Source organism: Luteibacter mycovicinus (assembly GCF_000745235.1).
Taxonomy (GTDB): domain Bacteria; phylum Pseudomonadota; class Gammaproteobacteria; order Xanthomonadales; family Rhodanobacteraceae; genus Luteibacter; species Luteibacter mycovicinus.
The window spans coordinates 1,219,837-1,243,594 of sequence record NZ_JQNL01000001.1 but is presented as its reverse complement, the minus strand read 5'-3'; the positions used below and the strand labels follow the sequence as shown (position 1 = coordinate 1,243,594).

The window sequence follows — 23,758 nt, the reverse complement described above, 5'->3', positions numbered from 1 at the left end:
GCTAGCCGAATCGTCTGAAGTAGGCGAGGGCGCCTGCGACCAGCAGCGTCGTCGGTAACAGGTTGGCCAGCAGCGGCGGCATGCCGTAGACGGTGCCGAAGTTGACCATCGCACCCTGCAGGAAGTACCAGCCGATCGCGAGGATGATGCCGATGAAGAGGCGCTTGCCGAGGCCACCGGAACGCAGCGAGCCGAAGGCGAACGGCATGGCGCACAACACCAGCACCAGCGTGTTGAGGGCGAACAGCGCGCGACCCCAGAACGCGACGGCGTACACGCCCGAGTTCTGGCCGTTGTTGTCGAGGTAGCGGATGTTGCGCCGCAGATCGGCCATGGACAGGTACTCGGGGTGGATCACCGACTGCTCCAGCACATGCGGATTCAGGCGCGAGGCCCAGGTCTGCGTGTCCTGGTTGGTCGAGTGCGTACCCTGGTCGTCGAGCGTCGTCGTGCGGACCTTGCTCATGATCCACTTGTTGCCGTCATGCGTGGCGCTGTCGCCATGCGAGAAGACCGACAGCTGCCCGTCCGGCGTGAAGCTGTAGACGCGTACGTCGACGAGTTTCACCGTGGTGCGGTCACCGTCCTGCACGGCGATGGCCGACTTGGCGTTGATGATCCTGCCGCCGTCACGCGCCCACAGGCCGCTGCTGGTCGAGCCGAGATTGCTCGAGCGCATGCGTACCTGGATGGCCTGCGCATGCTGGTCGCCGTAGGGGGCGGCGGTTTCGCCCATCACCACGACGGCGAGAGTCAGCACGGCGATGACGCCCGCCGCCGATCCGGCGATACGCAGCTTGGACATGCCGGCCGCGCGCAGGGCGGTCAGCTCACCGGTGGCGGCAAGTCCGCCCAGGCCGAGCAGGCCGCCGATCAGTGCGGCGTTGCTGAACATCTGATAGAGCCGGCGCGGCAGCGTCAGCATGATGTAGGCGATGGCGTCGTACAGCGAGAAGCCGTTCTTGCCGATGTTGCCCAGCTGGCGCACGAACTGCAGCAGCGAATCGAAACCGGCCAGCACCAGCCAGACCAGCAGCAGCGTGCCGAGTACGCTCATGGCGATCAGGCGGTCGGCGCGCTTGACGGTGAGGGTGGCCATTACGCGGCTCCCTTCACGCGACGCGGCGTGTTCTGCTTCCAGAAGTACCAGGCGGCCACACCGAATACGACCACGTGCAGGATCCACACGGGCACGGAGGTGTGCAGGTGGCCCTTGATGATCTGGGCGCGGGCGATCAGCTGCCAGATGACATAGAGGAAGTAAGTGAGCACGGCGATCAGCAGGCGGCCGTATCGGGCGTCGCGCGGGGCCTGCTTTGACATCGGCAGCACCATCATCATCAGGACGAGGGTGCTGACCGGCGCGGCGAAGCGGGAGACGATCTCGCCGAGGGCGTCCGGCGTGCCCGCCTTGATCAGCTGCGACATGGTGGATTCGTGAGCGGGATCGGTGTCCTCGTCGTCGTCGACGATGGACGACAGCGAGGCGTCGTTACGCTCGTACTTCATGCGGCGCCAGTTGTCGGCCGCCAGCGGCACCTCGAACTGCCAGCCGTCGTACAGGGCGAGGAAACGGTTCTGGCCGTCGCTCTCCTGGTACATGCGACCGCTCTTGGCGCTGACCACACGGACCTGCGGGTTGCCGTCGCTGTCGGTGCGGTCGGTAGCCAGGAAGGTCTTGCCCAGTACCGTGCCGTCACGGCTCAGGGTGTCGACGAAGATGATGCCGCCCTTGCCGGGCAGTTCGGTGAAGCGACCGGCGTCGAGGCCGGCGGCGATCACGGACTTGTTCGCCGCCGCGATGACCTGGTCGGCGGTGCGTGCCGACAGCGGCCCCAGCCAGAGCGAGACCAGGCCGACCACGATGGTGGCGACGACCGCCAGCAGGGTGACCGGGCGCAGCATGCCGCGCGGACCCATGCCGGACGAGGCCAGGACGTGCATCTCGCTCTCGCGGTACATGCGACCCAGGGCTATCAGGGTGCCCAGGAAGGCGGACATCGGCAGCAGCGTGGAGAGCAGGTCCACCATCTGCAGGCCGAGCACCTCGAACATGACGGAGGGCTGGATGCTGCCGTTGGCGACCTTCTGCAGGACGTTGGCAAACGCGCCGCCGGAGAAGATGACGAGCAGGACCACGGCCGTCGCAATGACACCGTAGGCAAGTTCGCGCAGGAAATAGCGGTCGAGGATGCTGAGCATTTGGTAGAATTGGCGGTTCGTGCCGCGTCAGTCCTGGCCGGCAAACCACAAGTCTAGCCTGTCCGGGCCCCGGCGGGCTTTTGCAGGACCATCAGATATGTCAGTTCAGTTCAGCCTCGGTTCCAGCGCTCCCGAATCGACCGCCACCCCGGTCGCGGTCGTCGGTGTCTACGAGAACGGTGTCCTGACCAGCGCCGCGGCGCGGATCGACACCGCCGGTCAGGGCGCCATCAAACGCCTGGTCGAGGCTGGCGACATCACCGGCAAGGTCGGCAACCTCGTCACGCTGCTGCACCCGGCCGGTGTCGCCGCCGCCCGCGTGCTGGTGGTGGGCCTGGGCGCCCAGAAGACGTTCGACGCCGCCCGCTACCAGCGCGTCACCCTGGAAGCCGCCCGCGCCGTCGGTCGCCTGCCGGTCACCGAGGCCACCAGCTGGCTGCCCGAAATCGACGTGCCGGGTCGCGACGCCGCCTGGCGCGTCCGTGTCGCCGCCCTGGCCACCGACCATGCCGCCTACCGCTATACCGCCACCGTCAAGCCGCGCGACAAGGCGCTGCCGGAGCTCGGCACGGTGAACCTGGTCGGCCCGGCCGATGGCGAGACCGGCCTGGCCGAAGCCCGCGCGATCGCCGAAGGCGTTCGCTACGCCAAGGAACTGGCCAACCTGCCGCCCAACATCTGCAACCCGGTCTACATCGCGGATCAGGCCAGGGCGTTTGCCGAGGCTCATGAAGGCGTCACCTTCGAGGCCCTCGACCGCGCCGACATGGAACGGGAAGGCTTCGGCTCGCTGCTGGCCGTTGCCCGCGGCTCGGCCAATCAGCCGCGCCTGATCATCCTGCAGTGGAACGGCGGCAAGGACGGCGACAAGCCGTATGCCTTCGTCGGCAAGGGCATCACCTTCGACACCGGTGGTATCAGTCTCAAGCCGGGTCCGGGCATGGAAGAAATGAAGTTCGACATGGGCGGCGCCGCCGGCGTGCTCGGCGCCTTCGTCGCCGCGGTGAAGCTCAAGCTCGCGGTCAACCTCGTCTGCGTCGTCCCGGCCGTCGAAAACATGCCCGACGGTGACAGCTATCGCCCGGGCGACGTGCTGACCAGCCTCGCCGGCATCACCATCGAAGTGCTCAACACGGATGCCGAGGGTCGCCTGATCCTCTGCGACGCGTTGACCTACACCGGCAAGCGCTTCGACCCGCATACCATGATCGATGCCGCCACCCTCACCGGCGCCTGCGTCGTCGCGCTGGGCAAGCATGCCAGCGGCCTGATGACCAAGGACGAGTCGCTCTCGGCCGAGCTGCTCGCCGCGGGTGAGTCCACCCTCGACCGCGCCTGGCGCCTGCCGCTCTGGGACGATTACCAGAGCCAGCTCGAGTCGGGCTTCGCCGACGTGGCGAACATCGGCGGCAAGTACGCCGGTGCGATCACGGCGGGCTGCTTCCTGGCGCGCTTCACCGAAGGCCGTCGCTGGGCGCACCTCGACATCGCCGGCACCGCGTGGGACGAAGGCCGCAAGGGCATGGCCACCGGCCGTCCCGTGCCGCTGCTGACCCAGTGGCTGCTCGACCGCGTCGCGTCGGCCGGCTGATCCCGCGACGATGCCGCGCGCCGACTTCTACCTGATCGACAAGCCGCGCTTCCGCGAGGATCCCCTGCTGCTGGTCTGCGAACTCGCCAAGCGCGCGTTCGGCGCCCAGCAGCCGACCCTGATCCTCACGCGGGACTTCGAACAGGCCGAGGCGATCGACGAATACCTCTGGGCTTTCGACGAGGATGCCTTCATCCCCCATCAGCTCGCGGGGGATGACGACGACGCCAACACGGCGGTTCTGATCGTGCCGCCGGGCGTCGAGGCTGCGGACCGGCCGATGGTGATCAACCTGCGCGATGTCTGCGCCCCGGGGCACTTCGACCGCGTGCTGGAAGTCGTGGCGGCGGATCCCGCCGAGCGCGAGGGGTCACGGGCGCGGTGGTCGGAATACAAGAAAGCCGGGTTTGAAGTGAACAAACACGACATGTGAAAAAACAAACCCGCCAGATGGCGGGTTTTTTTATCGGTGACGTCTCATGTAGGAGCGCGCCCCGCGCGCGAAAAGCCTACAAGGCGGTAATGGGGCGCCCCCTCATCGGGGTGCCGCTTCATCGCTTCGTAGGCTTTTCGCGCGCAGGGCGCACTCCTACCCAGCTGGGCGCTACGCGCCCAGCTTTTTCGCCTGCTCGCGCATCGCATCCGCCTGGCGCGTCCAGTCAGCAATGCGCTGGCGCTCCTGCTCGACCACTTCAGCCGGTGCGTTGGCGACGAAGTTGGCGTTGCTCAGCTTGCCTTCGCATTTGCGCACTTCACCCTCGATGCGGGCGATTTCCTTCGCGAGGCGTGCCTTCTCGGCGCCGACGTCGATCAGCCCCTCCAGCGGAATCAACGCTCGCATGCCACCGATCACGGCGGCAGCGGCGGCAGGCTCTTCGCCTTCGACCCACACCGGCGTTTCGACGCGGCCGAGGAACGCGATCTGCGCGGCGAACTTGGCCGCACGTGCACGATCGGCCGCGTCGCCGTCGGCGAACAGCAGCGGAATGACTTTGCCCGGCGCGATGTTCATCTCGGCGCGGATACGACGCACGCCGGTCAGCACCTCCTTGACCCATTCGACCTCGGCGGTCGCGGCGTCGTCGCCTTCGACGTCCGCGGCTTCCGGGTAGGGGCGCAGCATGATCGTTTCGCCGTCGATGCCAAGCAGCGGGCGCACGTTCTGCCAGATCTCTTCGGTGACGAAGGGAATCAGCGGATGCAGCGCACGCAGCAGCGTCTCGAGGACGTGCACCAGGGTGTAGCGGGTGGATGCGATGGCGGCTTCGTCGTTGCCGTTCAATGCGGGCTTGGACAACTCGAGGAACCAGTCGCAGAACTCGTTCCAGGTGAACTCGTACAGCGCCTGCGACGCGAGGTCGAAGCGATAGGCCGCGAGCTGTTCCTTGACCGTGCCCAGCGTGTCGCGCAGGCGGGTGAGGATCCAGCGTTCGGCTTCGGTCGTGGGCTTGACCGGTGCGATGCGCGCTTCTTCACCGAGGTTCATCAGCACGAAGCGCGACGCGTTCCAGAGCTTGTTGACGAAGGCCTTGTAGCCGCCGGCACGCTCCAGGTCGAACTTGATGTCACGACCGTGCGTCGCGAGCGAGGCGAAGGTGAAGCGCAGCGCGTCCGCACCGAACGCGGGAATGCCGTCGCCGAATTCCTTGCGCGTCGACTTCTCGATCTTCTCCGCCATCTTCGGCTGCATCAGGCCGCGCGTGCGCTTGGCCAGCAGGTCGTCGAGGCTGATGCCGTCGATGATGTCGAGCGGGTCGAGTACGTTACCCTTGGACTTGGACATCTTCTGGCCGTCCTTGTCGCGGATCAGGCCCGTGACGTAGACGTCCTTGAACGGGACTTCGCCCGTGAAGTGGTCGGTCAGCATGATCATGCGGGCGACCCAGAAGAAGATGATGTCGAAGCCGGTGACCAGCACGCTCGACGGCAGGTAACGGTCGAAACCGAGCTCGGCCTGGCGCTCCGGGTTCGGCCAGCCCAGCGTGGAGTGGCTCCAGAGGCCGGACGAGAACCAGGTTTCCAGCACGTCGTCGTCGCGGCGCAGTGCACCCTCGTAGCCCTGCGCAAGCGCCTTGGCGGCGGCCTCGGCCTCGTCGCGTGCGACGATCACGCTGCCGTTGTCGGTGTACCACGCCGGGATGCGATGGCCCCAGGTCAGCTGGCGGCTGATGCACCAGTCCTGGATGTTGCCGAGCCAGTGGCGGTACGTGCTGATCCAGTTTTCGGGCACGAACTTCACGTGGCCGTGCTCGACCAGTTCGAGGCCGCGCGCCGCCAGCGTGTCCATCTTCACGAACCACTGCCACGTGAGATATGGCTCGATGACCTGGCCGCTGCGATCGCCGCGCGGCACCTGCAGCTTGTGCTTCTTCGTCTCGACCAGCAGCTCGGCCGCTTCGAGATCGGCGAGCACCGCCTTGCGCGCGACATAGCGGTCCAGTCCGCGGTACTTCTCCGGCGCGGCGTCGTTGATCTTCGCCTCGTCGGTGAGGATGTTGATCATCGGCAGGTTGTGGCGCAGGCCGATGGCATAGTCGTTGAAGTCGTGCGCCGGGGTGATCTTCACGCAACCGGTGCCGAAGTCCTTCTCGACGTAGTCGTCGGCGATGATCGGAATCTGCCGGTCGGACAGCGGCAGGTCGAGCATCTTGCCGATGAGATGCGCGTAGCGCTCGTCTTCCGGATGCACGGCCACGGCCACGTCGCCCAGCATCGTCTCCGGACGTGTGGTGGCGACGATCAGTTCACCCGAGCCGTCGGACAGCGGGTAGCGGATCGACCACATCGAACCGTCTTCTTCCTCGCTGACCACTTCGAGGTCGGAAATCGCGGTCTTCAGCACCGGATCCCAGTTGACCAGCTTCTGGCCACGGTAGATCAGGCCTTCCTCCGACAGGCGGACGAAGGTCTCGATCACGGCCTCGGACATGCCCTCGTCCATGGTGAAACGCTCGCGCGACCAGTCGCCTGACACGCCCAGACGGCGCATCTGGCGGCCGATGATGTCGCCGGATTCCGCCTTCCACTCCCAGATGCGGGCGATGAACGACTCACGGTCGAAATCGGCGCGCTGCTTGCCTTCGGCGTTGAGCTGGCGGGTGACCACCATCTCGGTGGCGATGCCCGCATGGTCGGTACCCAGCTGCCACAGCGTGTCGAAGCCACGCATGCGGTGGTAGCGCACCAGCGTGTCCATGATGGTGTGCTGGAAGGCATGGCCCATGTGCAGGGTGCCCGTGACGTTGGGCGGCGGCAGCATGATCGTGTACGGCGTGCCCTTGCCCGACGGCTTGAAATAGCCGTTGGCCTCCCACTGGGCGTACCACTTCGACTCGATCTGGCTGGGCTCGAAACTCTTGTCCATGCGTGGGCTCTCGGATCGCGCCGTGAAGGGGCGCTCTTTGGAAGACGAAAAGACGGCCATTGTAGGCGATACTTGCCGGATGACTGAACCTGAAGTGGCCGCGATCCTCGGCGCCGAAGGGCCTTTCGCCCGTGAAGTACCGGGATTCGCCCCGCGCGAGGCCCAGCAGCGCATGGCGGAGGCCGTGGCCGAAGCCATCGCCGAGCGCGACATCCTGATCGCCGAGGCCGGCACCGGCACCGGCAAAACGTTCGCTTACCTCGTTCCCGCCTTGATGTCGGGGCGCAAGGTGATCGTTTCCACCGGCACCAAGGCGCTGCAGGATCAGCTGTTCTTCCGCGATCTGCCGCGCGTGCACGCCGTGCTGGGCAGCCGGGCCAGAACCAGCCTGCTGAAGGGCCGGGCCAACTATCTGTGCCTGTACCGGCTCGACCAGTCCGTCCGCGAGGGCAACCCGGACCGGCAGCTGGCCTCCCAGCTCTCGGCGATCCGTGCCTGGTCGGCCCGCACCCGCCGTGGCGATCGTATGGAGATGGTCGATATCCCGGAAGATTCGCCGGTCTGGCCGCGGGTTACCTCCACGCCGGAAAACTGCCTTGGCGCGGAGTGTGCGTTCTTCGACGACTGCCATGTGGTGAAAGCCCGCCGCGATGCGATGGAAGCCGATATCGTGGTGGTCAACCATCACCTGCTGATGGCCGATCTGGCGCTGAAGCAGGAAGGCTTCGGTGAAATCCTGCCCGGTGCCGACGCCTTCATTCTCGACGAGGCGCACCAGATCCCCGAACTGGCCGGCCAGTTCTTCTCGCAAAGCGTCAGCGCACGGCAGATGACCGACCTGGCCCACGACGCGCTGGCCGAAGCGCAGGGGGTCACCGGTGCGACCAGTCAGCTGCTGGAACCGGTCGAGGTGGTGCAGGACCTGGTCAGGAGGCTGCGCCTTGCCATGGACTCGCTGCCGCCGAAGGGGCCTTTCGGCGCCCTGGATCGCGACAGCACCGTCCACGATCTGCTGACCGAATTGCGCGATGTCATGGCCGCGCTGTCCGATCTGCTCGGTTCGCTGGGGGAGCGCTCGCGCGGCCTGGCCAATGCCTTCGAACGCGCGCAGATGCTCAGCCTGCGGCTCGACCGCATCGCGGAGGAACACTCGGCCAGCGACGTGCGCTGGTACGAAACCTTCCCGCGTGGCTTCGCGTTGCACGCGACGCCGCTGGACCTCGCTTCGCCGCTGCGCGCCATGCGCATGGCCACGGATGCCGCGTGGATCCACACCTCGGCCACGCTGTCGATCGCGGGCGACTTCGGTCATTTCGCCCGCCAGCTGGGTATCGAGGATCCGCAGACCCTGCACGTCGAGAGTCCCTTCGATTACAAGCGCCAGGCGCTGGCCTATCTGCCGAAGGATCTGCCGGATCCCTCCGCGCGTGACTTCACCGACAAGGTGATCGTGGCGATCCGTCCCGTACTGGACGCGTCGGACGGCCGCGCGTTCCTGTTGTTCACCTCGCACCGCGCCCTGCGGCGTGCCGCCGAGTTGCTGGAAGGGCGCGTGCCCTGGCCGCTGTTCGTGCAGGGCAGCGCGCCGCGCCATCGCCTGCTGGAAGAATTCCGCGCCAGCGGTCGTGGCGTATTGCTCGGCGCGGCAAGCTTCTGGGAAGGTGTGGACGTGGCCGGCGAAGCATTGAGTGTCGTCGTCATCGACAAGCTGCCGTTCGCGATGCCGGACGATCCCGTCCTGCAGGCGCGACTCGAGGCGCTCGAGGAAGCGGGCATCAATCCGTTCATGGGCTGGCAGGTGCCGACGGCGGTGATCGCGCTGAAGCAGGGCGCGGGGCGGTTGATCCGCGACGTGAACGATCGTGGCGTCCTGGTGCTTTGCGATCCGCGCCTCAGCACGAAGGGCTACGGCCGACTTTTCCTCGCCAGCTTGCCGCCGATGCCGCGTACGCGTGAGCTGTCGGATGTGACGGCGTTTTTCGCTCAGGGCGAATTGGCTGGTTGAGCCTGGCCGGCCCCGCCTGCGCGGCCTTGTCCAGTCGGAGCCCTCGCCTGCGGCTACCGGCCCCGAGGGTCACCCCCGCCGTCTCTTTGGTGTACCGAGGTGGGTTGGTGGTCGAGCGGGGTGTGGCTTCTTCGCTTCGTTGGCTTTTCGCGCGCAGGGCGCGCTCCTACAGGCCGCCATGTATCCCACCATTGCGGTCGCCGTGCGGTAGGAGCGAACCCTGTTCGCGAACCCTCACCCCGGCTAAGGCGAACGAGGCCATCCGAAACAGGCAGGCGAGCGGTCCAAGCCAACGACGCGACACCACACGCCGCGGCAAAACAAAGGCGATGGCGCAAGCCGAGCCCGCGACGGCCAGCCCCAACACCCCGCGCAGTATTTCGCCAGAACTCGCCCCGTCGAAGCCACACGCCAGACGGTGGGTCACCTCACGCGGAGCCCACCATCGCCCTCACTATCGACGAGGGAGACCCCCGATGTTCCGCTGGACGCAGACGATTACCGCCAAGGTGCTTGGCATCGGGCTACTGGCCCTGCTCATGTTGATCCCACTGACCCAGGCCGACGGCCTCGTGCGCGAGCGGCAGTCGATGCGCGACACCGCGTCGGCACGCGTCGCCGATGGATGGGGCGGTGAGCAGACTATCGGCGGCCTCGTGCTCGCCGTTCCCACGCGCAGCGAAACCCACGACGCGGACGGCAAGCTGGTCGCCAGCCATGACGGCACCGAAATCGTACTGGCGGACGACCAGAGCACTGTCGCCGACCTCAGCGTCGAAAAGCGCCGGTTCGGCATGTACGAGGTACCGGTGTACACCGGCGACGTCACGTTGCGCGGTCGTATCCTGCCCGAAGACATCCGTCGTTTCGCCGCGGACAGCGGTTCGACCTGGTTTCCCGGCAAAGCGGAACTGCGTCTGCTGATCGCCGATACGCGCGGCCTGCAACACATCACCTCGGTCACGGTCGACGGCAAGCCCGTGCGCCTGGCGTCGTCGACGGCACGCATGGGGCCGTACACGGTGTTGTCCACACCCATCGCCGTCGACCCGGCCCGCGACACGCCGCTGGACTATGTGATGACCCTGCGCATTGCGGGCACCGAATCGTTTTCCGCGTTGCCGCTGGCCCGCAACAACAGCGTGCGGGTCCGTTCGCCGTGGCCCGATCCGAGCTTTACCGGCGCCCTGCTACCGGGAACGCGCAGCGTGACCGCGAAGGGCTTCGACGCTTCGTGGCAGGTGCTGGATCTCAATCGGGCCTACGGGCAGCACTGGCGTGCCGACGACAAGGATGTCGAGGGGCGGCTCGAGTCGTCGGCGTTCGGCGTGAAGCTTTACCAGCCTGGCGGGGTATACCAGCAGAACGACCGTGCCGGTAAATACGGTCTGCTGTTCATCGCGCTGACCTTCGTCGCCTTCTTCCTGTTCGAAGTACTCAAGGGCCTGCGCCTGCATCCCGTGCAGTACCTGCTGGTGGGCGCCGCCATGACGAGCTTCTACGTCCTGCTGCTGGCTCTTTCCGAGCAGATCGGCTTCGGGCCGGCCTACGCGGTGGCGGCGGGCGCGGTGGTGTCGATCGTGGGCGGTTACGCCGTGGCGGCGCTGCGCGCCCGACGGGCCGGGTTCACCCTCGGCGGCGTCCTCGCGCTGGTTTACGCCATACTGTACGGCCTGATCGGCGCCGAGCAGTACGCGCTGCTGATCGGCGCGGTCGTGCTCGTGGCGGTAGTCGGGCTGCTGATGTACCTGACCCGCCGGATCGACTGGTACGCCCAGGGAACACCGTTCAACCCCACGCCGGATACGCCATGAACTTCCTCGCCATCGAAACCTCCACGGAAGCCTGCTCGGTCGCCCTCGTCCACGGCGACGAGGTGATCGAGCGCAGCGAGATCGCGCCGCGCAGGCATGCGGAACTCGTTCTGCCGATGGCCGACGAGCTGCTCGCCGAAGCGGGCCTGAAGCGCGAGGCGCTCGATGGCATCGCCGTCGGCCGTGGCCCCGGTGCGTTCACCGGGGTGCGCCTGGGCGTATCGCTGGCACAGGGCATGGCGATGGCGCTGGATGTTCCAGTCGTCACCGTGTCGTCGTTGCAGGCGCTCGCACTGGAAGCGCCGGAAGACGATGCGGCCATTCTGTCTGTCATCGACGCGCGCATGGGCGAAATTTATGTCGCGGCGTGGCGTCGCGAGAACGATGGCAGCGTGAGCCTGATGGATCGTGAACGTGTGGACACGGCGGCCGCGCTGGTGTTGCCTGACGCATCCGCATGGCACGTCGTCGGTACGGGCTGGGCGACATACGAAGCCGTGCTGCGCGAGCGGATCAAGGCACCGATCCGCTCGGCGGACGGTGCGTTGTTCCCGCAGGCGCGGCATGTCGCGGAAGTCGCGGCGCGCATGTTCCGTGACGGTCAGGCCGTCGCGCCGGAGCTGGCCCTGCCGGTCTATCTGCGGGACAAGGTGGCGCTGACCCTGGTGGAGCAGGGGCGGGCCTGAGGCTCGCCGGATCGTCAGCGCGAAACGATCACCGCCTCGATCACCGCACACACGTGCTCGAAGCACGCGTCGTCCAGCCACAGACTGTTGGTGATCGTCAGCGTGCGCGCGGCGAAATCGCGGGCGTTCGGTACATCGTCGCCGCCCGGCATGGCCTCGAGGTATTCGTAGTCGGGCAGGGCGTGGACGAACATGCGCGCCACGCCATGCCGCGATGACCACAGGCGTTTCAGCACCGCGTCGCGCATGGCTTCGTCGGGTAAACGAAGCATCAGATAGGGCCACGTTCCGCCCTCGTCGGTGAAGACGTGGACGCCGGGAATCGATGCCAGCGCGGGCACACGTGCGGCGGCCTGCGCGCGCGTGGCCTCGATAAACCCGGACAAACGTCCGAACGCGCGCGCGCCCACCGCGCGCCGCCATCGCCCCACGCGGTGCAACGGAAAGTCAGCGCTGAAATCCTCGCCCGCCGCACCGATCAGGTCGCCGCGCCGCAGCGCGCGCCGCAGCGAATTGCCGTAGGCGAAGCCAAGTCCCGACGGTCGGTACAACGCCGCGTAGCCCGCGAGTTCGAGCGAGCGACGGATTTCCCACCCCGGATGCCAGCGCACCACGCGGTGCGAGGCGCGGCGGAAGCGCTCGCGCCAGACGTCGTCCTGGGCCACCAGCAGACCGCCCTCAAAGATCGACAGGCCCTTGCCTGCCGCGAGGCTGTAGAAACCGATGTCGCCGAGAGTTCCGGCAAAGCGACCGTCGATGCGCGCACCGAGTGCCTGCGCCGCGTCTTCGATGGTCAGCGCGCCGGCGGCGTGCGCGATGGCATTCGCGCTGGCGACATCGGCGGTTCGCCCGCCCAGATGAGTCGGTACGACCGCCAGTGTCTGCGGACCGCAGGCGGCTTCGAGTCGTTGCGGATCCATGTCGAAGCTGCCAGGCAGCAGATCCACCAGTCGCGGCACGAGTCCGGCGCGGCGGATGGCCAGTGGCACCAGCGGGCAGGTAAACGCGGGGATGGCGACTTCGCGCCGCGAGCGGGCGTATTCGGAGAGCGCCGTCAGCGCGACGGTCAGCGCGGCGGTGCCGGAACACTCCAGCTGCGTTTCTTCCACACCGAGCCACGACGCGGCGAGCGCGGTGAGCGGCGCGCGGACATCGCCACCCAGGTCGGCGATGCCCAGCGGTAGGCCGGCGGTGGGCGGCGATTCGGGCTCAGGCCGGAACCACATCGCTCACCGTCTCATCGCCGCGTTCGGCGAAGGCGAGGCAGACGATGCCGGCGACGATCGCGGCGGCACCGAGGATCTGGGTGAGCGTCACCGGCTCGGCGAAGACCCACCAGGAAAGCAGCATCACGCTCACCACTTCGAGATGGGAGGCGGCGAAGGCGGGACCGATGGGTGCATGCTTGAGCAGGCTCATCCAGGTGAGGAAGGCGCCGATGTAACCGACGATGGCGCCGTAGATCCATGGATGCGAAAACACGCGCGCCAGCCACGCCGTGCTCATTTCCACCGGCAGCGCATGCGTGCCGGCGATCTTGAAGCAGACGAGGTTGAGCGTGTCGAACGCGAGCAGCAGGCCGAAGCCGATGAGATAGAAACGCTTCACGAGCCGGCTCCCACGACGGCGACACCCGCGGCGACGAGCAGGATGCCGGTGACGCGCAGCGGGCTGAGGCGTTCCCTGAACAGGAAACGCCCGGCGATCATGATCGCCACGATATTGATCGAACCGAGCAGCACGCCTTCGGACAGCGGCACCAGCGACAGGAAGGCGATCCAGACCAGAAACTCGGCGACATAACAGCCGATGCCGGTCCAGATCCAGGGCCGCGCCAGCATGTACTTCCAGCGGGCGAGGCCATCGCCTGCACGCTCATCACCGGCGGCGGCTTTGAACGCAAGCTGGCCGCCCGTGTCGAGCACGACATTGGCGATCCACAGCGCGAGCACCAGCCCGTGCATCGATCAGGCCGCCATGCGTGTGGGGCGTGCGTCGCGGGCGATGCGGCCGAAGAAGTCGGCCGTCCGCTCGATCAGCATGCGGCGTTCGCGGTCGATCGTGATCATGTGGTAGCTGTCGCCCAGCAGCAGCATTTCGATCGGGCCGCGTACGCGACGCGCGACCATGTCCGCATTGGCGACGCTGGCCACATCGTCGTCGGTGGCGTGCGCGACGAAGCATGGCGCGACGACATCGGGCAGGCGACGGCGCACGTCGCGCGCCAGCTTCACCATTTCGGCCAGCGCGTGCCACGGGTTGCCAGGCAGGCCGGCAGCGGCGCTGTCCCCGGAGAACATCGCCTGGCTGATCTGCGCGCGGAGCCGCTCGTCGCGGATGCCGAAAGGCGGCTGCTCGATGAAGCTGCGATGACGGCCGATACCGAGACGCTTGAACAGCGGCAGCAGGAACGACAGCTTGCCGGTCCAGCCGATGGACCAGCCGTCATAACGGAAGGTGGCACCGAACACGCCGACGCCGTCGACCCAGCCGGGCTGCACGGCCGCCAGACGCAGCGCGAGTACGGCACCCATGGACAGCCCGGCGACGAACAGGCGATCGACCCGGCCGCGAAGCTCTTCGGCGGCGGATTCGACGCTGGCGTACCAGTCCTCCCACGAGGTGGCGACCAGGTCTTCCTCCGTCCCGCAGTGACCGGCGAGGCGAACACCGACGACCGTGAAGCCGGCGCGGTTGAGTCCCTTGCCGACCATGCGCATCTCGGCCGGCGTACCGGTGAGGCCGTGGATCAGCAGGACGCCGTCGCGACCGCCTTCGAACTGGAATTCCGTCGGGTGGCTCACGCCGGACCTCACTGACTGGTTTCTGAGGGAGGCATGGTGCCGTGGCGTGGTTTCAGCCGGCTTTCTGGCCTGACTGAAGGGGGAAACGCAGTTCCACACGAAGGCCACCGGCCGTTGCATGCAGGAAGGTGACCCGTGCCGCATGCCGTTCGGCGATGCTTTCGACGATGGCCAGGCCGAGACCGGTGCCGTCCTCGTCCACCCCGGGCACGCGAAAGAACCGCTCGCCCAGCTGGGTGAGGAAGACGTCCTCCACGCCGGGACCATCGTCCTCCACGGCCAGTACGGCATCGCCGCCATCGCAGGCGACCGAGACGGTGACGCTGTGACCGCGTCCGGCGTAGTGGAAAGCGTTGTCGATCAGGTTGTCGATGACTTCCTGGACTTGCAGCGCGTCGCCTCGCACGAGGCAGGGCGTCTCCAGTCCTTCGTAGCCAAGGTCCATGCCCAGTCCCAGCGCCTGATGTACGCGCATGGCGACCGCCTCGGGCACGACGGTCGACAGATCGATCACCGCCATCCCGTCGTGATCCGGAAGATCGGGCGACTGCGTACGGGTCAGCGCCAGCAGCTGCGCCGAGGTACGGGCGGCGCGGGCGGCGAGGCGGTGCACGTGGCGCAGGGCTTCCTCGCGCTGGCTGGGATCGTCGATGGCCTCGTAGCGCTCGACGTGGAGCTGGATGCCGGCCAGTGGCGTCCGCAACTGGTGCGCGGCATCCGCGATGAAGCGCTCCTGCAGACCCAGCATGTTGCGCATGCGTGCGAAGAGGTCGTCGATGGTGCGAGTCAGCGGCAGGATCTCCACCGGCACGTCTTCCTCGCCGATGGGTCCCAGATCGTGGCCGCGGCGACTCAGTCTCGCCGTCAGCGGCTCGAGCACGCCCAGACCGTGGCTCACGCCGAACCAGACCAGCGACAGCACGGCGACGATCAGCAGCGCTTCGATCGGCAGGGTGAGCAGCAGGATCTCGCGGGCCCGGGCATGCCGGTCGCGCAGGTTCTCGGCCACCGTGATGGTCAGCACGTCGCCGTCTTCGTGGTGATTGGGCACGCGCATGATCGCGCCGCGCAGCGGGCGATGGCCCAGCGAGGTGTCGTAAAGCAGGGGTGGCGAGTCCGTGGCGACGGGCTCGCCCGGCCCGGCGAGCTCGGCGTTGCCGATCATGCGCCCGTGCCGGTCGCTGACCACCGTGTAGTAATTGCGACCGTCAGGGTCGTATTCGAGCAGGAAGCGGGCCTGTGCCGTGAGTTCGCCGCGCAGTGCATCGTTGCCGATCATCTCAGACAGCGTCAGCGCCGAGTCGGAGAGATCGGAATCGTGTACGCGGTTGGAATAGGCCAGCGCGGCAAAGTAGACGACCACGGCGTCCAGCAGCAGCACGCCGAGCACCGGGACGAGCAGGAAGGTCAGCAGGCGCCGACGCAGGCTCGGTCGGGCGGAGCGCTGCGCCGCGTGGCGCCGTTCAGGCATCCGCGGCTTCTTCGAGCAGGTAGCCCAGTCCGCGGATGGTGCGGACGTTGGTGCCCGAACCCTGCAACTTGCGGCGCAGGCGGTGCAAGGCGATGTCCAGGCCGTTGTCGGTCAGGTCCTCGTCCCAGTTGCACAGGGCTTCCACCAGCTGCGCGCGGCTGGTCACCTTGTCCGCACGTGAGGCTAGGGCTTCGATCAGGCCGAACTCACGCGCCGTGAGGTCCAGCGGCGTGTCGTCGATCCAGGCGCGATGGCCGGGGATGTCCAGACGCAGACGACCGATGCGGAATTCCGGCGCACCCTGACTGGTCCGGCGACGGAGCAGGGCGCGGACGCGGGCGTCGAACTCGGCCAGTGCGAACGGTTTCACGAGGTAATCGTCGGCGCCCAGGTCGAGCACGCGCACGCGCTCTTTCAGGCCCTCGCGTGCGGTCACCACGAGCACGGGAAGGCTGGCGCCACGTTTGCGGGCACGCGCCAGCACGTCGCTGCCGTCGAGCAGCGGCAGGCCGAGGTCGAGTACCAGCAGGTCGTAGTCGTGGTCGCGCAACGCGTGGTCGGCGCTGGCACCGTCGGTTACGTGGTCTACAGCGTGGCCGCCCTGTTCGAGGGAGGCTCGCACGGCCGCGGCGATGGCGGCGTCGTCTTCGGCTAGGAGGATGCGCATGGTGGACAAGGATACGCTCCGGAGTGGTTCGGGCGCATGTTGTCGCGGCAGGCTTTCGGATCGCTTTCCTGTCCCAATTGCGAACGATTCGCATTGTGGTTTACCATCCCGGGCTGCTATCGGCGTTTCAGGGGCGATCCACCACATGCGCGATACCGTCGACCGGCAAAGCCGCGCGTTCTGGCTCAAGCACCTGCATCGCTGGCACTGGATCAGCTCCGCGATCTCGCTGGTCGTGCTCCTGCTCTTTTCGGTCACCGGGTTCACGCTCAACCATGCCGGCGCGATCGAAGCATCGCCCCGGGTGGTGCGACACACGGCGACCTTGCCGCCCGGACTGAGGGCGAAACTGGTCGACCCCGGTCGCAGGTCGGCACCGGTGGCGCCCGCGGTGGCCGCCTTTGTCGAATCGAAGACGGGCATGCGCATCGATGGTCGCGACGGCGACTGGAGCGAGGACGAAGTCGAGGTCGCGCTGCCGCGTCCCGGTGGCGACGGCTGGGTGAGCATCGACCGGGAAACCGGCGAGGTGCAGTCCGAAACCACAGATCGCGGCTGGCTGGCGTATGCCAACGACCTGCACAAGGGCCGCAACACCGGTCCGGTCTGGAGCTGGTTCATCGATGTTTTCGCGCTGGCCTGCGTCGTCTTCGCGCTGACCGGCCTGCTGCTGCTCAAGTTGCATGCGGGTCAGCGCCGCATGACCTGGCCGATGGTCGCCCTTGGCTTCGTCCTTCCCGTGGTCATCGCCCTCCTTTTCATTCACTGACGGAATTTCGTATGCGTCGCTTATTGCCTTTCGCCTTCTGCCTCACCGTCGCCGCGCCGGCCTTCGCCGCCGACATGAAACTGACGGTGGAGATCCCGGAGCTCAAGGTCGCCGAATACCACCGGCCTTATGTCGCCGTATGGATCGAGCGCGAGGACCACACGGTCGCCGCCAATCTCGCCGTCTGGTACGACGTCAGGAAGAAGGACGGCGAAGGCACCAAGTGGCTGAAGGACATGCGCCAGTGGTGGCGTCGTACCGGCCGCGATCAGACCATGCCGATCGACGGCGTATCCGGTGCGACGCGCCCGGCGGGCCAGCACCAGCTGCGCTTCACCGACGGCAAGCCGCCGCTGGGCACGCTCGCCCCGGGACACTACGAAATCGTCGTGGAAGCCGCGCGCGAAGTCGGCGGTCACGAAACCCAGCGCATCGCATTCGACTGGCCCGCGAAGGCCAGCACGCATCTGTCCGCGAAGGGCAGCGCCGAACTCGGTCAGATCAACCTCGACCTCAACCCGTAACGGAGTTACCCGATGATGAAGCACGCATTCGTTCGCGCCGCGCTCGGTGCCGCCCTGGCTCTCGCTCTTCCGATGGCCGCCCAGGCGCACAAGATGTGGATGGTGCCGTCCGCCACGGTGGTTTCCGGTGACGACGCCTGGGTCACCGTCGATGCCGCCGTCTCCAACGATTTGTACTACCCCGATCATTTCCCGGCACAGCTCGACCAGCTGGTGATTACCGCACCGGATGGCAGCACCGTGCAGGCGGAGAACGAAAACAAGGGCAAGTACCGCAGCACGTTCGATCTTGCCGTGCCGCAGAAGGGCACGTATCGCATCGCGCTGGTCAACCAGGGCGTATTCGCCACGTACGAACTGGACGGCCAGAAGAAGCGCTGGCGCGGTAACGCCACGGACCTCAAGGCCGGCCTGCCCGCGAACGCGAAGAACGTCGAAGTCAACGAAATGGCCTCGCGTGTCGAGACCTTCGTGACCCAGGGTTCGCCGAGCACGGGCGCGCTGAAGCCGACGGGCAAGGGCATGGAACTGGTCCCGGTGACCGCGCCGAACGATCTCGTGTCCGGAGAAAAAGCGACCTTCCAGTTGCTGGTGGACGGTAAGCCGGCCGCGGATGTAAAGGTCGTCGCCATCGATGGTGCGACGCGCTATCGCAATGCGCAGGATGAGATGGACACGACGACGGACAAGGACGGGAAATTCTCGTTTACCTGGCCCGCCGCCGGGATGTACTGGGTGAATGCTTCGGCCGATGACAAGAAGACCTCGACGAAGGAAGCGAAACAGCGTCGCCTGGGCTATACGGCGACGCTCGAGGTGTTGCCGCAGTGATCCGGGCGGTCGCCCGCAGGGCGGGTGCCCGACGGGCGTTTGTCGTCCCGGCCGTTTTAGTGCTGCTGGCGCTGATGGTCTCGCCCGGGGCGGGCGCGAAGGATGTGCGCCGCTTCGAAGGCGACACGATGGGGACGACCTGGTCGGTGAATGCCGTGTTGTCCAATGGCGCGGACGATCGCGCCATCGAGGCGGGCATCCAGGCCGAGGTGGATCGCGTCGTCGCGCAGATGAGTACGTACGAGCACGACTCCGACCTCAGCCGTTTCAACCGCGCACCGGCGCGCACGTGGCAGACGTTGCCGCCGGAGTTCTACGGCGTGCTGCGCTATGCGCTCGGGCTGGCGAAGGATTCCGGTGGCGCGTACGACCCGACGGTGGGACCGCTGGTGAACCTGTGGGGATTCGGCCCGGACAAACGCCCCCGCGAGGCGCCGACCGCCGCGGAGATCGCGGCAGCGCGGGGACGCGTCGGATGGGACCGCATCCGTCTCGATGATGCGGGCCATCGCGCGTGGCAGCCGGGTGGCGTCTACGTGGATCTGTCGTCGGTGGCCAAGGGCTTCGGTGTCGATCAGGTGGCGCGTTTTCTCGATGCATCCGGCGTCGCGGCCTATCTGGTCGAGGTCGGCGGGGAGTTGCGCGCGCGCGGCCGCAAACCCGACGGTACGCCCTGGCACGTCGGTATCGAGCGTCCGGGCGCGGCTTCCGGCGCGCTCGATTCACCGGACGAGGTTGAGCGGATCGTTTCGCTGACCGATCGTGCGATCGCCACCTCGGGCGATTACCGCCACTATTTCGAAACGGGAGGCAAGTTCTACTCGCACCATATCGATCCGCGCACGGGCTTTCCCGTGGCGCATCGCATCGCCTCGGTCAGCATCATCGCGGACGACTGCATGCATGCCGATTCGCTGGGCACCACGATGACCGTGCTGGGGCCGGACGAAGGCATGGCGTACGCCAGGCGCCACGACATCGCCGTGCTCTTCATCCTGTACGGCGAGGATGGAAAATTCATCGAGCGGATGTCGCCGGGGTTTTCGAAGGCGCTGCATCCGTGACGAAGCGGGACCGATTCTTGCGGAGCGATGCGTGAGGGTGCCGATCGGACAGATCGCGATCGGTATCGCGCTGGCCGCCGTGGCCACGTGGTTCGCGACCCTTCACGATTTTACCGGCACGCACGCGTCGGACTGGCCGCGCACGGGGCTGGCTTCCGCGATCGTCGTCGGGTGGGCGGCCCTCACCGTGGCGCTGAACCGGCGACGAGCTCCCGTCGCTGTCGACACCGGTTCGGACACCATCCACGTCGTGTACGCCACGCAGACCGGCTATGCGGCCGAGCTCGCGAACCTCACGGCGGCCACCTTGCGTCACGGCGGCGATGCCGTGGCCTTGCAGTCGATCGACACACTGACCCCGGCGACGTTGCAGGGAGCGAAACGCATGCTTTTCATCGCCAGCACGACGGGCGAAGGCGACGCGCCCGATCCCGCTACGGGTTTCCGCCGGGACGTCATGGCCGGTGCGCTGGCTCTGCAAGGCCTGTCGTATGGCTTGCTGGCGCTGGGCGACCACGATTACGAGGACTTCTGCGCCTTCGGGCACGACCTCGATCGCTGGTTGCGCAGCAGTGGCGCCGTACCGGCTTTCGACCTTGTCGAAGTGGACAACGGCGATCCGGGCGCGCTGCGTCACTGGCAACACCACGTCGCCGAGTGGGCCGGTTCACCCGAGGCGCCCGACTGGGTGCGTCCGGCTTATCAGTCGTGGCGGCTGGTCGAACGCCGGTTGCTCAATCCCGGTAGTGCCGGCGGCCCATGCTTCCACATCGCCCTGGCACCGGTGGACGCGGCGCATCTGCGTTGGGATGCGGGGGACGTTGTCGAAATCGGACCGCGTCGTGGGCGCGATGATGAACAGATACATCCTCACCGCGAGTATTCCATCGCCTCGCTGCCCTCCGATAAAACCCTGCATCTGGTGGTCCGTCAGCAGCGGGACGCGACGGGGTCGCTGGGACTCGGCTCGGGCTGGCTGACCGCACTTGCCGATATCGGTGACGCGGTCGATCTGCGCGTCCGCCGTAACGAAGGCTTCCATGCGCCGGGCGACGACCGTCCGATGCTGCTGATCGGCAATGGCACGGGGATCGCGGGTTTGCGTGCCTTGCTGAAAGAACGTGTGGCACGCGGACACGTGCGCAACTGGCTGATCTTCGGTGAGCGGCACGCCGGCGTCGATCGTCTCCACGTGGATGAGCTGGAGCGATGGCGAGCGGACGGCCGGGTGGAACGGCTGGACCTGGTCTGGTCGCGCGAGACGCAGGGCCCACGTTACGTGCAGGACCGTCTGCGTGCCGCGGCTGATGACGTGCGTAGCTACGTCGACGACGGCGCGGCGATCTATGTCTGCGGCAGCCTCGCGGGGATGGCTCCCGGTGTGGATGCGGCCTTGCGCGGCATCCTCGGCAAGCGGGCCGTCGACGACATGCTCGCCGACGGCCGCTATCGCCGCGATGTCTACTGACGCTCAGACCACGCGCAGCGTCACGACGCCTTCTTTGTAGCTTTCGAAACGCAGCGCGGTCAGGTCGGCGATCCACTCGACGTCTTCCGCGATTTCTTCCGGATGATCGCCTGCGATAGCGATCACGCGCGAGCCCGCCGCCCGTCCCGCATCGATGCCCGCTTTCGCGTCTTCGAAGACCAGGCAGTCCTCAGGCGCCGCACCCATGCGTTTTGCGCCGAGCAGGTAGCCCTCGGGATGCGGCTTGCCGTCGGTGACGATTTCACCGGTGACCATGAGCGGCGGCGGCACGATCCCGGCCGCGGCCAGACGCCCGGTGGCCAGGGTGGTGTCGGCCGAGGTCACGATGGTCCACGTTTCCTGAGGCAGCGCGGCGAGCAGTTCGAGTGCGCCCGGAATCGGCACGATCCCTTCGACGTCGTTCACTTCCTCGTTGTACAGGCGCTCGTACGCGGCATTCACGTCCACACCCGGCGGGGCGAAACGGCGCACCGAATCCAGCATGCGCACGCCGTGCAGACGGGGGAGGACGTAATGCCAGTCCAGACCGTTCTCGTCACACCAGCGTTTCCAGATCTTCTCGACGAGGACGCGTGAGTCGATCAGCGTGCCGTCCATGTCGAAGAGCAACGCGCGGGTCTGGATGACCGTGTCCGATTCAAGTCGCATGGTGCCTCCGGTAGGGGAAATTCCTTCACCATACCGGAGGTGTGCGGATACGTCAGCGTGCGGCCTGGGCGGCGTGGTTGCGGATCGCCTCGGCCAGGATCGTGCTCACTTCCTCGGAGGCCTTGCGCGATGCGTCGGCCTGCCTGCGGCCCCATTCGGCCATCGTCTTGCCTTGCAGTGCGCGCTGCTGCCCGATCTGTGCCATCTGCCGCGCGATGGCGGCCTGCTCGCGGCCGATGGCGTCGTTACCGGCCACATAGGCGGCTTCATCGCGCGGACCGGTCGACGTCATCTGTTTCGAGATCAGCTCACTCTGTTTCGCGCTCAGCTTCGCCATCTGCTCGCTGAGCACTTCCTGCTTCCGGTCCAGTCCGGCCTGCTGGTCCGCCATGATCGCGGCCATGTCGGCGGGCTTTGACGGCGCCGCGTAGGCCTGGTGAATGCGTTTCACGTACGCGGGGTCGCGGATCACCCAGGCCTGCCTGCCTTGACGGAACCACACAAAGTCTTTGCCGACATCCCGGTAAGCGGCCTCCGCGCGCTGAAAATCGCTGCTGCTGCCACTGGCGACGTGAATGTCGTTGGAGAAGTAGAAGAAGCCGTTGGTGGGCTCACCATGAACGTCTTCCGACCATACCGCGGGCGCCGGCGGGGCTGGCGGTGCCGGCGGTACCGAGGCCTGAACGGGCGCAACGGGTGCCACTGGCGCGACAGGTGCCACGGGCGCGACCAGCGACGTGGCGGACATCGGTGCGGGCGCAGCCGCTGGCGCGGGTGTGGCGGCGGGTGCCGGCGCCGGTGGCGTGGGCGGTGGCGGCATGTAGAAGCGCGACACCGTCGTCTTGCTCTGGTCCGCCGCCACCACGCGCCACGGGAACACACCCACGGCGGCGATCGCGGCGACGAGGCACCAGGTCAGCACACGGGGATGACTATCGTTGGCCTGAGCGAGCATGAGCAGTCTCCTCTTCAGCGAATGAAAGGTGGGCGAGGCACCGGGCAGCGCGTGATGCGGAGGCGGAGTCACGCCGAGCCGCAGCAGCAGGCGGCCGTACGTTTTCGTGATCGTGCCGCCCCGCGATACGACCAGCGCGTCGCACGCGGCTTCACGGCAAAGGGCGTACTCGCGTACGGCGAAGTGAACCACGGGGTGGAAGAAGAACAGGGCGCGGGCGATCGCGGGGATCCAGCCGAGCATCAGATCGCCACGGCGCACGTGCGCGAGTTCGTGCATCAGCGCGAGATCGAGATCTTCGTCGCTGAGGCGTACCTCGAGCGGCAGGAGGATGGTCGGGTGCCGCAGGCCGACGACCTGAGGCGAATCCACTTCGGGCGATACCGCGAGTCGGGGTGACCGGTGAAGGCCCGTCTCGCGGGCGCGACGGGCGCAAAGCGTTTCGATGCGGACGTCGTCGTGAGGCATCGCGCGATGCACCACCCCCGCCAGCCTGCGCCAGCGCAGGCTGGCGACAGCGGCTTGAACCGCGACGGCCAGCAGCCAGATGAACAGCAACGTGGCCGTCCACGAGACGGTGCCATCGCCGGCGGGCATCGTATCCATGGCGCCGGGCAGGGTGAGCGGCGCGATGGTCGTCACGGGCTCGACGGGGGCGATCGTCGCCGCGGGCAACAGCGGGAGGCCGAGCAGCGTCGGCGACACGATGCCTGCGATCAGCTGGGCGCCGAGCAACCACCACAAGGTCGCCTTCGCCGAGGCCGACATCGTGGGAACGAGGCGGCACACGGCGTACACCACGCCGGCCAGCAGCACGGCCTGCACCGAGGCATGGACGAGGCGCGAGAGCAGCGTATCGAAGAGAGCCTCCATG

The 23,758-nt window shown here is 67.1% G+C and carries 21 protein-coding genes; 10 read left to right on the top strand and 11 right to left on the bottom strand.

Annotated features, from left to right (window positions below; genetic code table 11):
* Nucleotide 1 precedes the first annotated feature (1 nt).
* Together lptG and lptF are read right to left on the bottom strand one after the other, a co-directional pair.
* A complete protein-coding gene (gene lptG, locus FA85_RS05660) occupies nt 2–1,099 on the bottom strand; it encodes an LPS export ABC transporter permease LptG (RefSeq protein WP_036110964.1) in 1,098 nt (365 codons plus the stop codon).
* A complete protein-coding gene (lptF, locus tag FA85_RS05655; RefSeq protein WP_036110966.1) occupies nt 1,099–2,202 on the bottom strand; it encodes an LPS export ABC transporter permease LptF in 1,104 nt (367 codons plus the stop codon). The genes lptG and lptF overlap by 1 nt, the downstream gene beginning before the upstream one ends.
* Before the next feature lie 97 nt (nt 2,203–2,299).
* On the opposite strand from lptF, the gene FA85_RS05650 reads away from it, so the two are divergent.
* Both FA85_RS05650 and FA85_RS05645 read left to right on the top strand, forming a co-directional pair.
* A complete protein-coding gene (locus tag FA85_RS05650) occupies nt 2,300–3,793 on the top strand; it encodes a leucyl aminopeptidase (RefSeq protein ID WP_036110969.1) in 1,494 nt (497 codons plus the stop codon).
* A gap of 10 nt (nt 3,794–3,803) precedes the next feature.
* The gene (locus FA85_RS05645) at nt 3,804–4,226 is read left to right on the top strand and encodes a DNA polymerase III subunit chi (RefSeq protein ID WP_036110972.1); all 423 of its coding nucleotides are present in this window, start codon (nt 3,804–3,806) and stop codon (nt 4,224–4,226) included.
* Between the two features lie 171 nt (nt 4,227–4,397).
* Here the strand turns inward: FA85_RS05645 and FA85_RS05640 are convergent, their stop codons facing one another.
* Nucleotides 4,398–7,157, bottom strand: a complete 2,760-nt coding sequence (locus FA85_RS05640) for a valine--tRNA ligase (protein WP_036110975.1) — start codon at nt 7,155–7,157, stop codon at nt 4,398–4,400.
* Between the two features lie 79 nt (nt 7,158–7,236).
* On the opposite strand from FA85_RS05640, the gene yoaA reads away from it, so the two are divergent.
* From yoaA to tsaB, 3 genes are all read left to right on the top strand, one after another.
* Nucleotides 7,237–9,162, top strand: a complete 1,926-nt coding sequence (gene yoaA, locus FA85_RS05635; protein ID WP_036110978.1) for a DNA repair helicase YoaA — start codon at nt 7,237–7,239, stop codon at nt 9,160–9,162.
* Between the two features lie 476 nt (nt 9,163–9,638).
* Entirely contained in the window at nt 9,639–10,976 is a 1,338-nt protein-coding gene (gene creD / locus FA85_RS05630) for a cell envelope integrity protein CreD (RefSeq protein WP_036110979.1), read from the top strand.
* Entirely contained in the window at nt 10,973–11,662 is a 690-nt protein-coding gene (tsaB, locus tag FA85_RS05625; protein WP_036110982.1) for a tRNA (adenosine(37)-N6)-threonylcarbamoyltransferase complex dimerization subunit type 1 TsaB, read from the top strand. Before creD ends, tsaB begins: the two co-directional genes overlap by 4 nt.
* A 14-nt stretch (nt 11,663–11,676) precedes the next feature.
* Here tsaB and FA85_RS05620 read toward each other — a convergent pair whose 3' ends face one another.
* From FA85_RS05620 to FA85_RS05595, 6 genes are read right to left on the bottom strand one after another with little or no spacing between them, the layout of a single operon-like run.
* Nucleotides 11,677–12,888, bottom strand: coding sequence for a DegT/DnrJ/EryC1/StrS family aminotransferase (locus FA85_RS05620; protein WP_036110985.1), 1,212 nt, complete (start codon nt 12,886–12,888; stop codon nt 11,677–11,679).
* A complete protein-coding gene (locus FA85_RS05615) occupies nt 12,872–13,270 on the bottom strand; it encodes a DMT family transporter (protein ID WP_036110988.1) in 399 nt (132 codons plus the stop codon). Before FA85_RS05615 ends, FA85_RS05620 begins: the two co-directional genes overlap by 17 nt.
* Complete coding sequence (locus tag FA85_RS05610) at nt 13,267–13,626, bottom strand: EamA family transporter (RefSeq protein WP_036110992.1); 360 nt, start codon at nt 13,624–13,626, stop codon at nt 13,267–13,269. The genes FA85_RS05615 and FA85_RS05610 overlap by 4 nt, the downstream gene beginning before the upstream one ends.
* Nucleotides 13,627–13,629: 3 nt before the next feature.
* Complete coding sequence (locus FA85_RS05605; protein WP_036110995.1) at nt 13,630–14,466, bottom strand: alpha/beta hydrolase; 837 nt, start codon at nt 14,464–14,466, stop codon at nt 13,630–13,632.
* Nucleotides 14,467–14,518: 52 nt separating this feature from the next.
* Nucleotides 14,519–15,937 carry a sensor histidine kinase gene (locus FA85_RS05600; RefSeq protein WP_051943357.1) on the bottom strand — a complete coding sequence of 473 codons (1,419 nt, stop codon included), beginning with the start codon at nt 15,935–15,937 and terminating at the stop codon, nt 14,519–14,521.
* Entirely contained in the window at nt 15,930–16,604 is a 675-nt protein-coding gene (locus tag FA85_RS05595) for a response regulator (protein WP_036110998.1), read from the bottom strand. The genes FA85_RS05600 and FA85_RS05595 overlap by 8 nt, the downstream gene beginning before the upstream one ends.
* Before the next feature lie 145 nt (nt 16,605–16,749).
* Between FA85_RS05595 and FA85_RS05590 the strand changes: the two genes are divergently transcribed.
* The 5 genes from FA85_RS05590 (at nt 16,750) to FA85_RS05570 (ending at nt 21,260) form a co-directional block, all read left to right on the top strand.
* The gene (locus FA85_RS05590; protein WP_036111000.1) at nt 16,750–17,373 is read left to right on the top strand and encodes a PepSY-associated TM helix domain-containing protein; all 624 of its coding nucleotides are present in this window, start codon (nt 16,750–16,752) and stop codon (nt 17,371–17,373) included.
* Between the two features lie 11 nt (nt 17,374–17,384).
* Nucleotides 17,385–17,897 (top strand): DUF2271 domain-containing protein, encoded by a 513-nt coding sequence (locus tag FA85_RS05585; RefSeq protein ID WP_036111003.1) that lies wholly within the window; start codon nt 17,385–17,387, stop codon nt 17,895–17,897.
* Nucleotides 17,898–17,912: 15 nt separating this feature from the next.
* Nucleotides 17,913–18,728, top strand: coding sequence for a DUF4198 domain-containing protein (locus FA85_RS05580; RefSeq protein ID WP_036117188.1), 816 nt, complete (start codon nt 17,913–17,915; stop codon nt 18,726–18,728).
* Between the two features lie 74 nt (nt 18,729–18,802).
* Entirely contained in the window at nt 18,803–19,792 is a 990-nt protein-coding gene (locus FA85_RS05575) for an FAD:protein FMN transferase (protein WP_051944190.1), read from the top strand.
* Between the two features lie 31 nt (nt 19,793–19,823).
* Nucleotides 19,824–21,260 (top strand): sulfite reductase subunit alpha, encoded by a 1,437-nt coding sequence (locus FA85_RS05570; protein ID WP_197056487.1) that lies wholly within the window; start codon nt 19,824–19,826, stop codon nt 21,258–21,260.
* Between the two features lie 3 nt (nt 21,261–21,263).
* Here the strand turns inward: FA85_RS05570 and FA85_RS05565 are convergent, their stop codons facing one another.
* The gene (locus tag FA85_RS05565) at nt 21,264–21,929 is read right to left on the bottom strand and encodes an HAD-IA family hydrolase (RefSeq protein WP_036111007.1); all 666 of its coding nucleotides are present in this window, start codon (nt 21,927–21,929) and stop codon (nt 21,264–21,266) included.
* Between the two features lie 52 nt (nt 21,930–21,981).
* Nucleotides 21,982–23,757 carry a M56 family metallopeptidase gene (locus FA85_RS05560; protein WP_036111010.1) on the bottom strand — a complete coding sequence of 592 codons (1,776 nt, stop codon included), beginning with the start codon at nt 23,755–23,757 and terminating at the stop codon, nt 21,982–21,984.
* Between the last annotated feature and the right edge of the window lies 1 nt (nt 23,758).

Coding starts and splice junctions, on each gene's coding strand:
- lptG (WP_036110964.1), bottom strand. CDS start 1,099: ATGGCCACCCTCACCGTCAAGCGCGCCGACCGCCTGATCGCCATGAGC.
- lptF (WP_036110966.1), bottom strand. CDS start 2,202: ATGCTCAGCATCCTCGACCGCTATTTCCTGCGCGAACTTGCCTACGGT.
- FA85_RS05650 (WP_036110969.1), top strand. CDS start 2,300: ATGTCAGTTCAGTTCAGCCTCGGTTCCAGCGCTCCCGAATCGACCGCC.
- FA85_RS05645 (WP_036110972.1), top strand. CDS start 3,804: ATGCCGCGCGCCGACTTCTACCTGATCGACAAGCCGCGCTTCCGCGAG.
- FA85_RS05640 (WP_036110975.1), bottom strand. CDS start 7,157: ATGGACAAGAGTTTCGAGCCCAGCCAGATCGAGTCGAAGTGGTACGCC.
- yoaA (WP_036110978.1), top strand. CDS start 7,237: ATGACTGAACCTGAAGTGGCCGCGATCCTCGGCGCCGAAGGGCCTTTC.
- creD (WP_036110979.1), top strand. CDS start 9,639: ATGTTCCGCTGGACGCAGACGATTACCGCCAAGGTGCTTGGCATCGGG.
- tsaB (WP_036110982.1), top strand. CDS start 10,973: ATGAACTTCCTCGCCATCGAAACCTCCACGGAAGCCTGCTCGGTCGCC.
- FA85_RS05620 (WP_036110985.1), bottom strand. CDS start 12,888: ATGTGGTTCCGGCCTGAGCCCGAATCGCCGCCCACCGCCGGCCTACCG.
- FA85_RS05610 (WP_036110992.1), bottom strand. CDS start 13,626: ATGCACGGGCTGGTGCTCGCGCTGTGGATCGCCAATGTCGTGCTCGAC.
- FA85_RS05600 (WP_051943357.1), bottom strand. CDS start 15,937: ATGCCTGAACGGCGCCACGCGGCGCAGCGCTCCGCCCGACCGAGCCTG.
- FA85_RS05595 (WP_036110998.1), bottom strand. CDS start 16,604: ATGCGCATCCTCCTAGCCGAAGACGACGCCGCCATCGCCGCGGCCGTG.
- FA85_RS05590 (WP_036111000.1), top strand. CDS start 16,750: ATGCGCGATACCGTCGACCGGCAAAGCCGCGCGTTCTGGCTCAAGCAC.
- FA85_RS05585 (WP_036111003.1), top strand. CDS start 17,385: ATGCGTCGCTTATTGCCTTTCGCCTTCTGCCTCACCGTCGCCGCGCCG.
- FA85_RS05580 (WP_036117188.1), top strand. CDS start 17,913: ATGAAGCACGCATTCGTTCGCGCCGCGCTCGGTGCCGCCCTGGCTCTC.
- FA85_RS05575 (WP_051944190.1), top strand. CDS start 18,803: ATGGTCTCGCCCGGGGCGGGCGCGAAGGATGTGCGCCGCTTCGAAGGC.
- FA85_RS05565 (WP_036111007.1), bottom strand. CDS start 21,929: ATGCGACTTGAATCGGACACGGTCATCCAGACCCGCGCGTTGCTCTTC.
- FA85_RS05560 (WP_036111010.1), bottom strand. CDS start 23,757: ATGGAGGCTCTCTTCGATACGCTGCTCTCGCGCCTCGTCCATGCCTCG.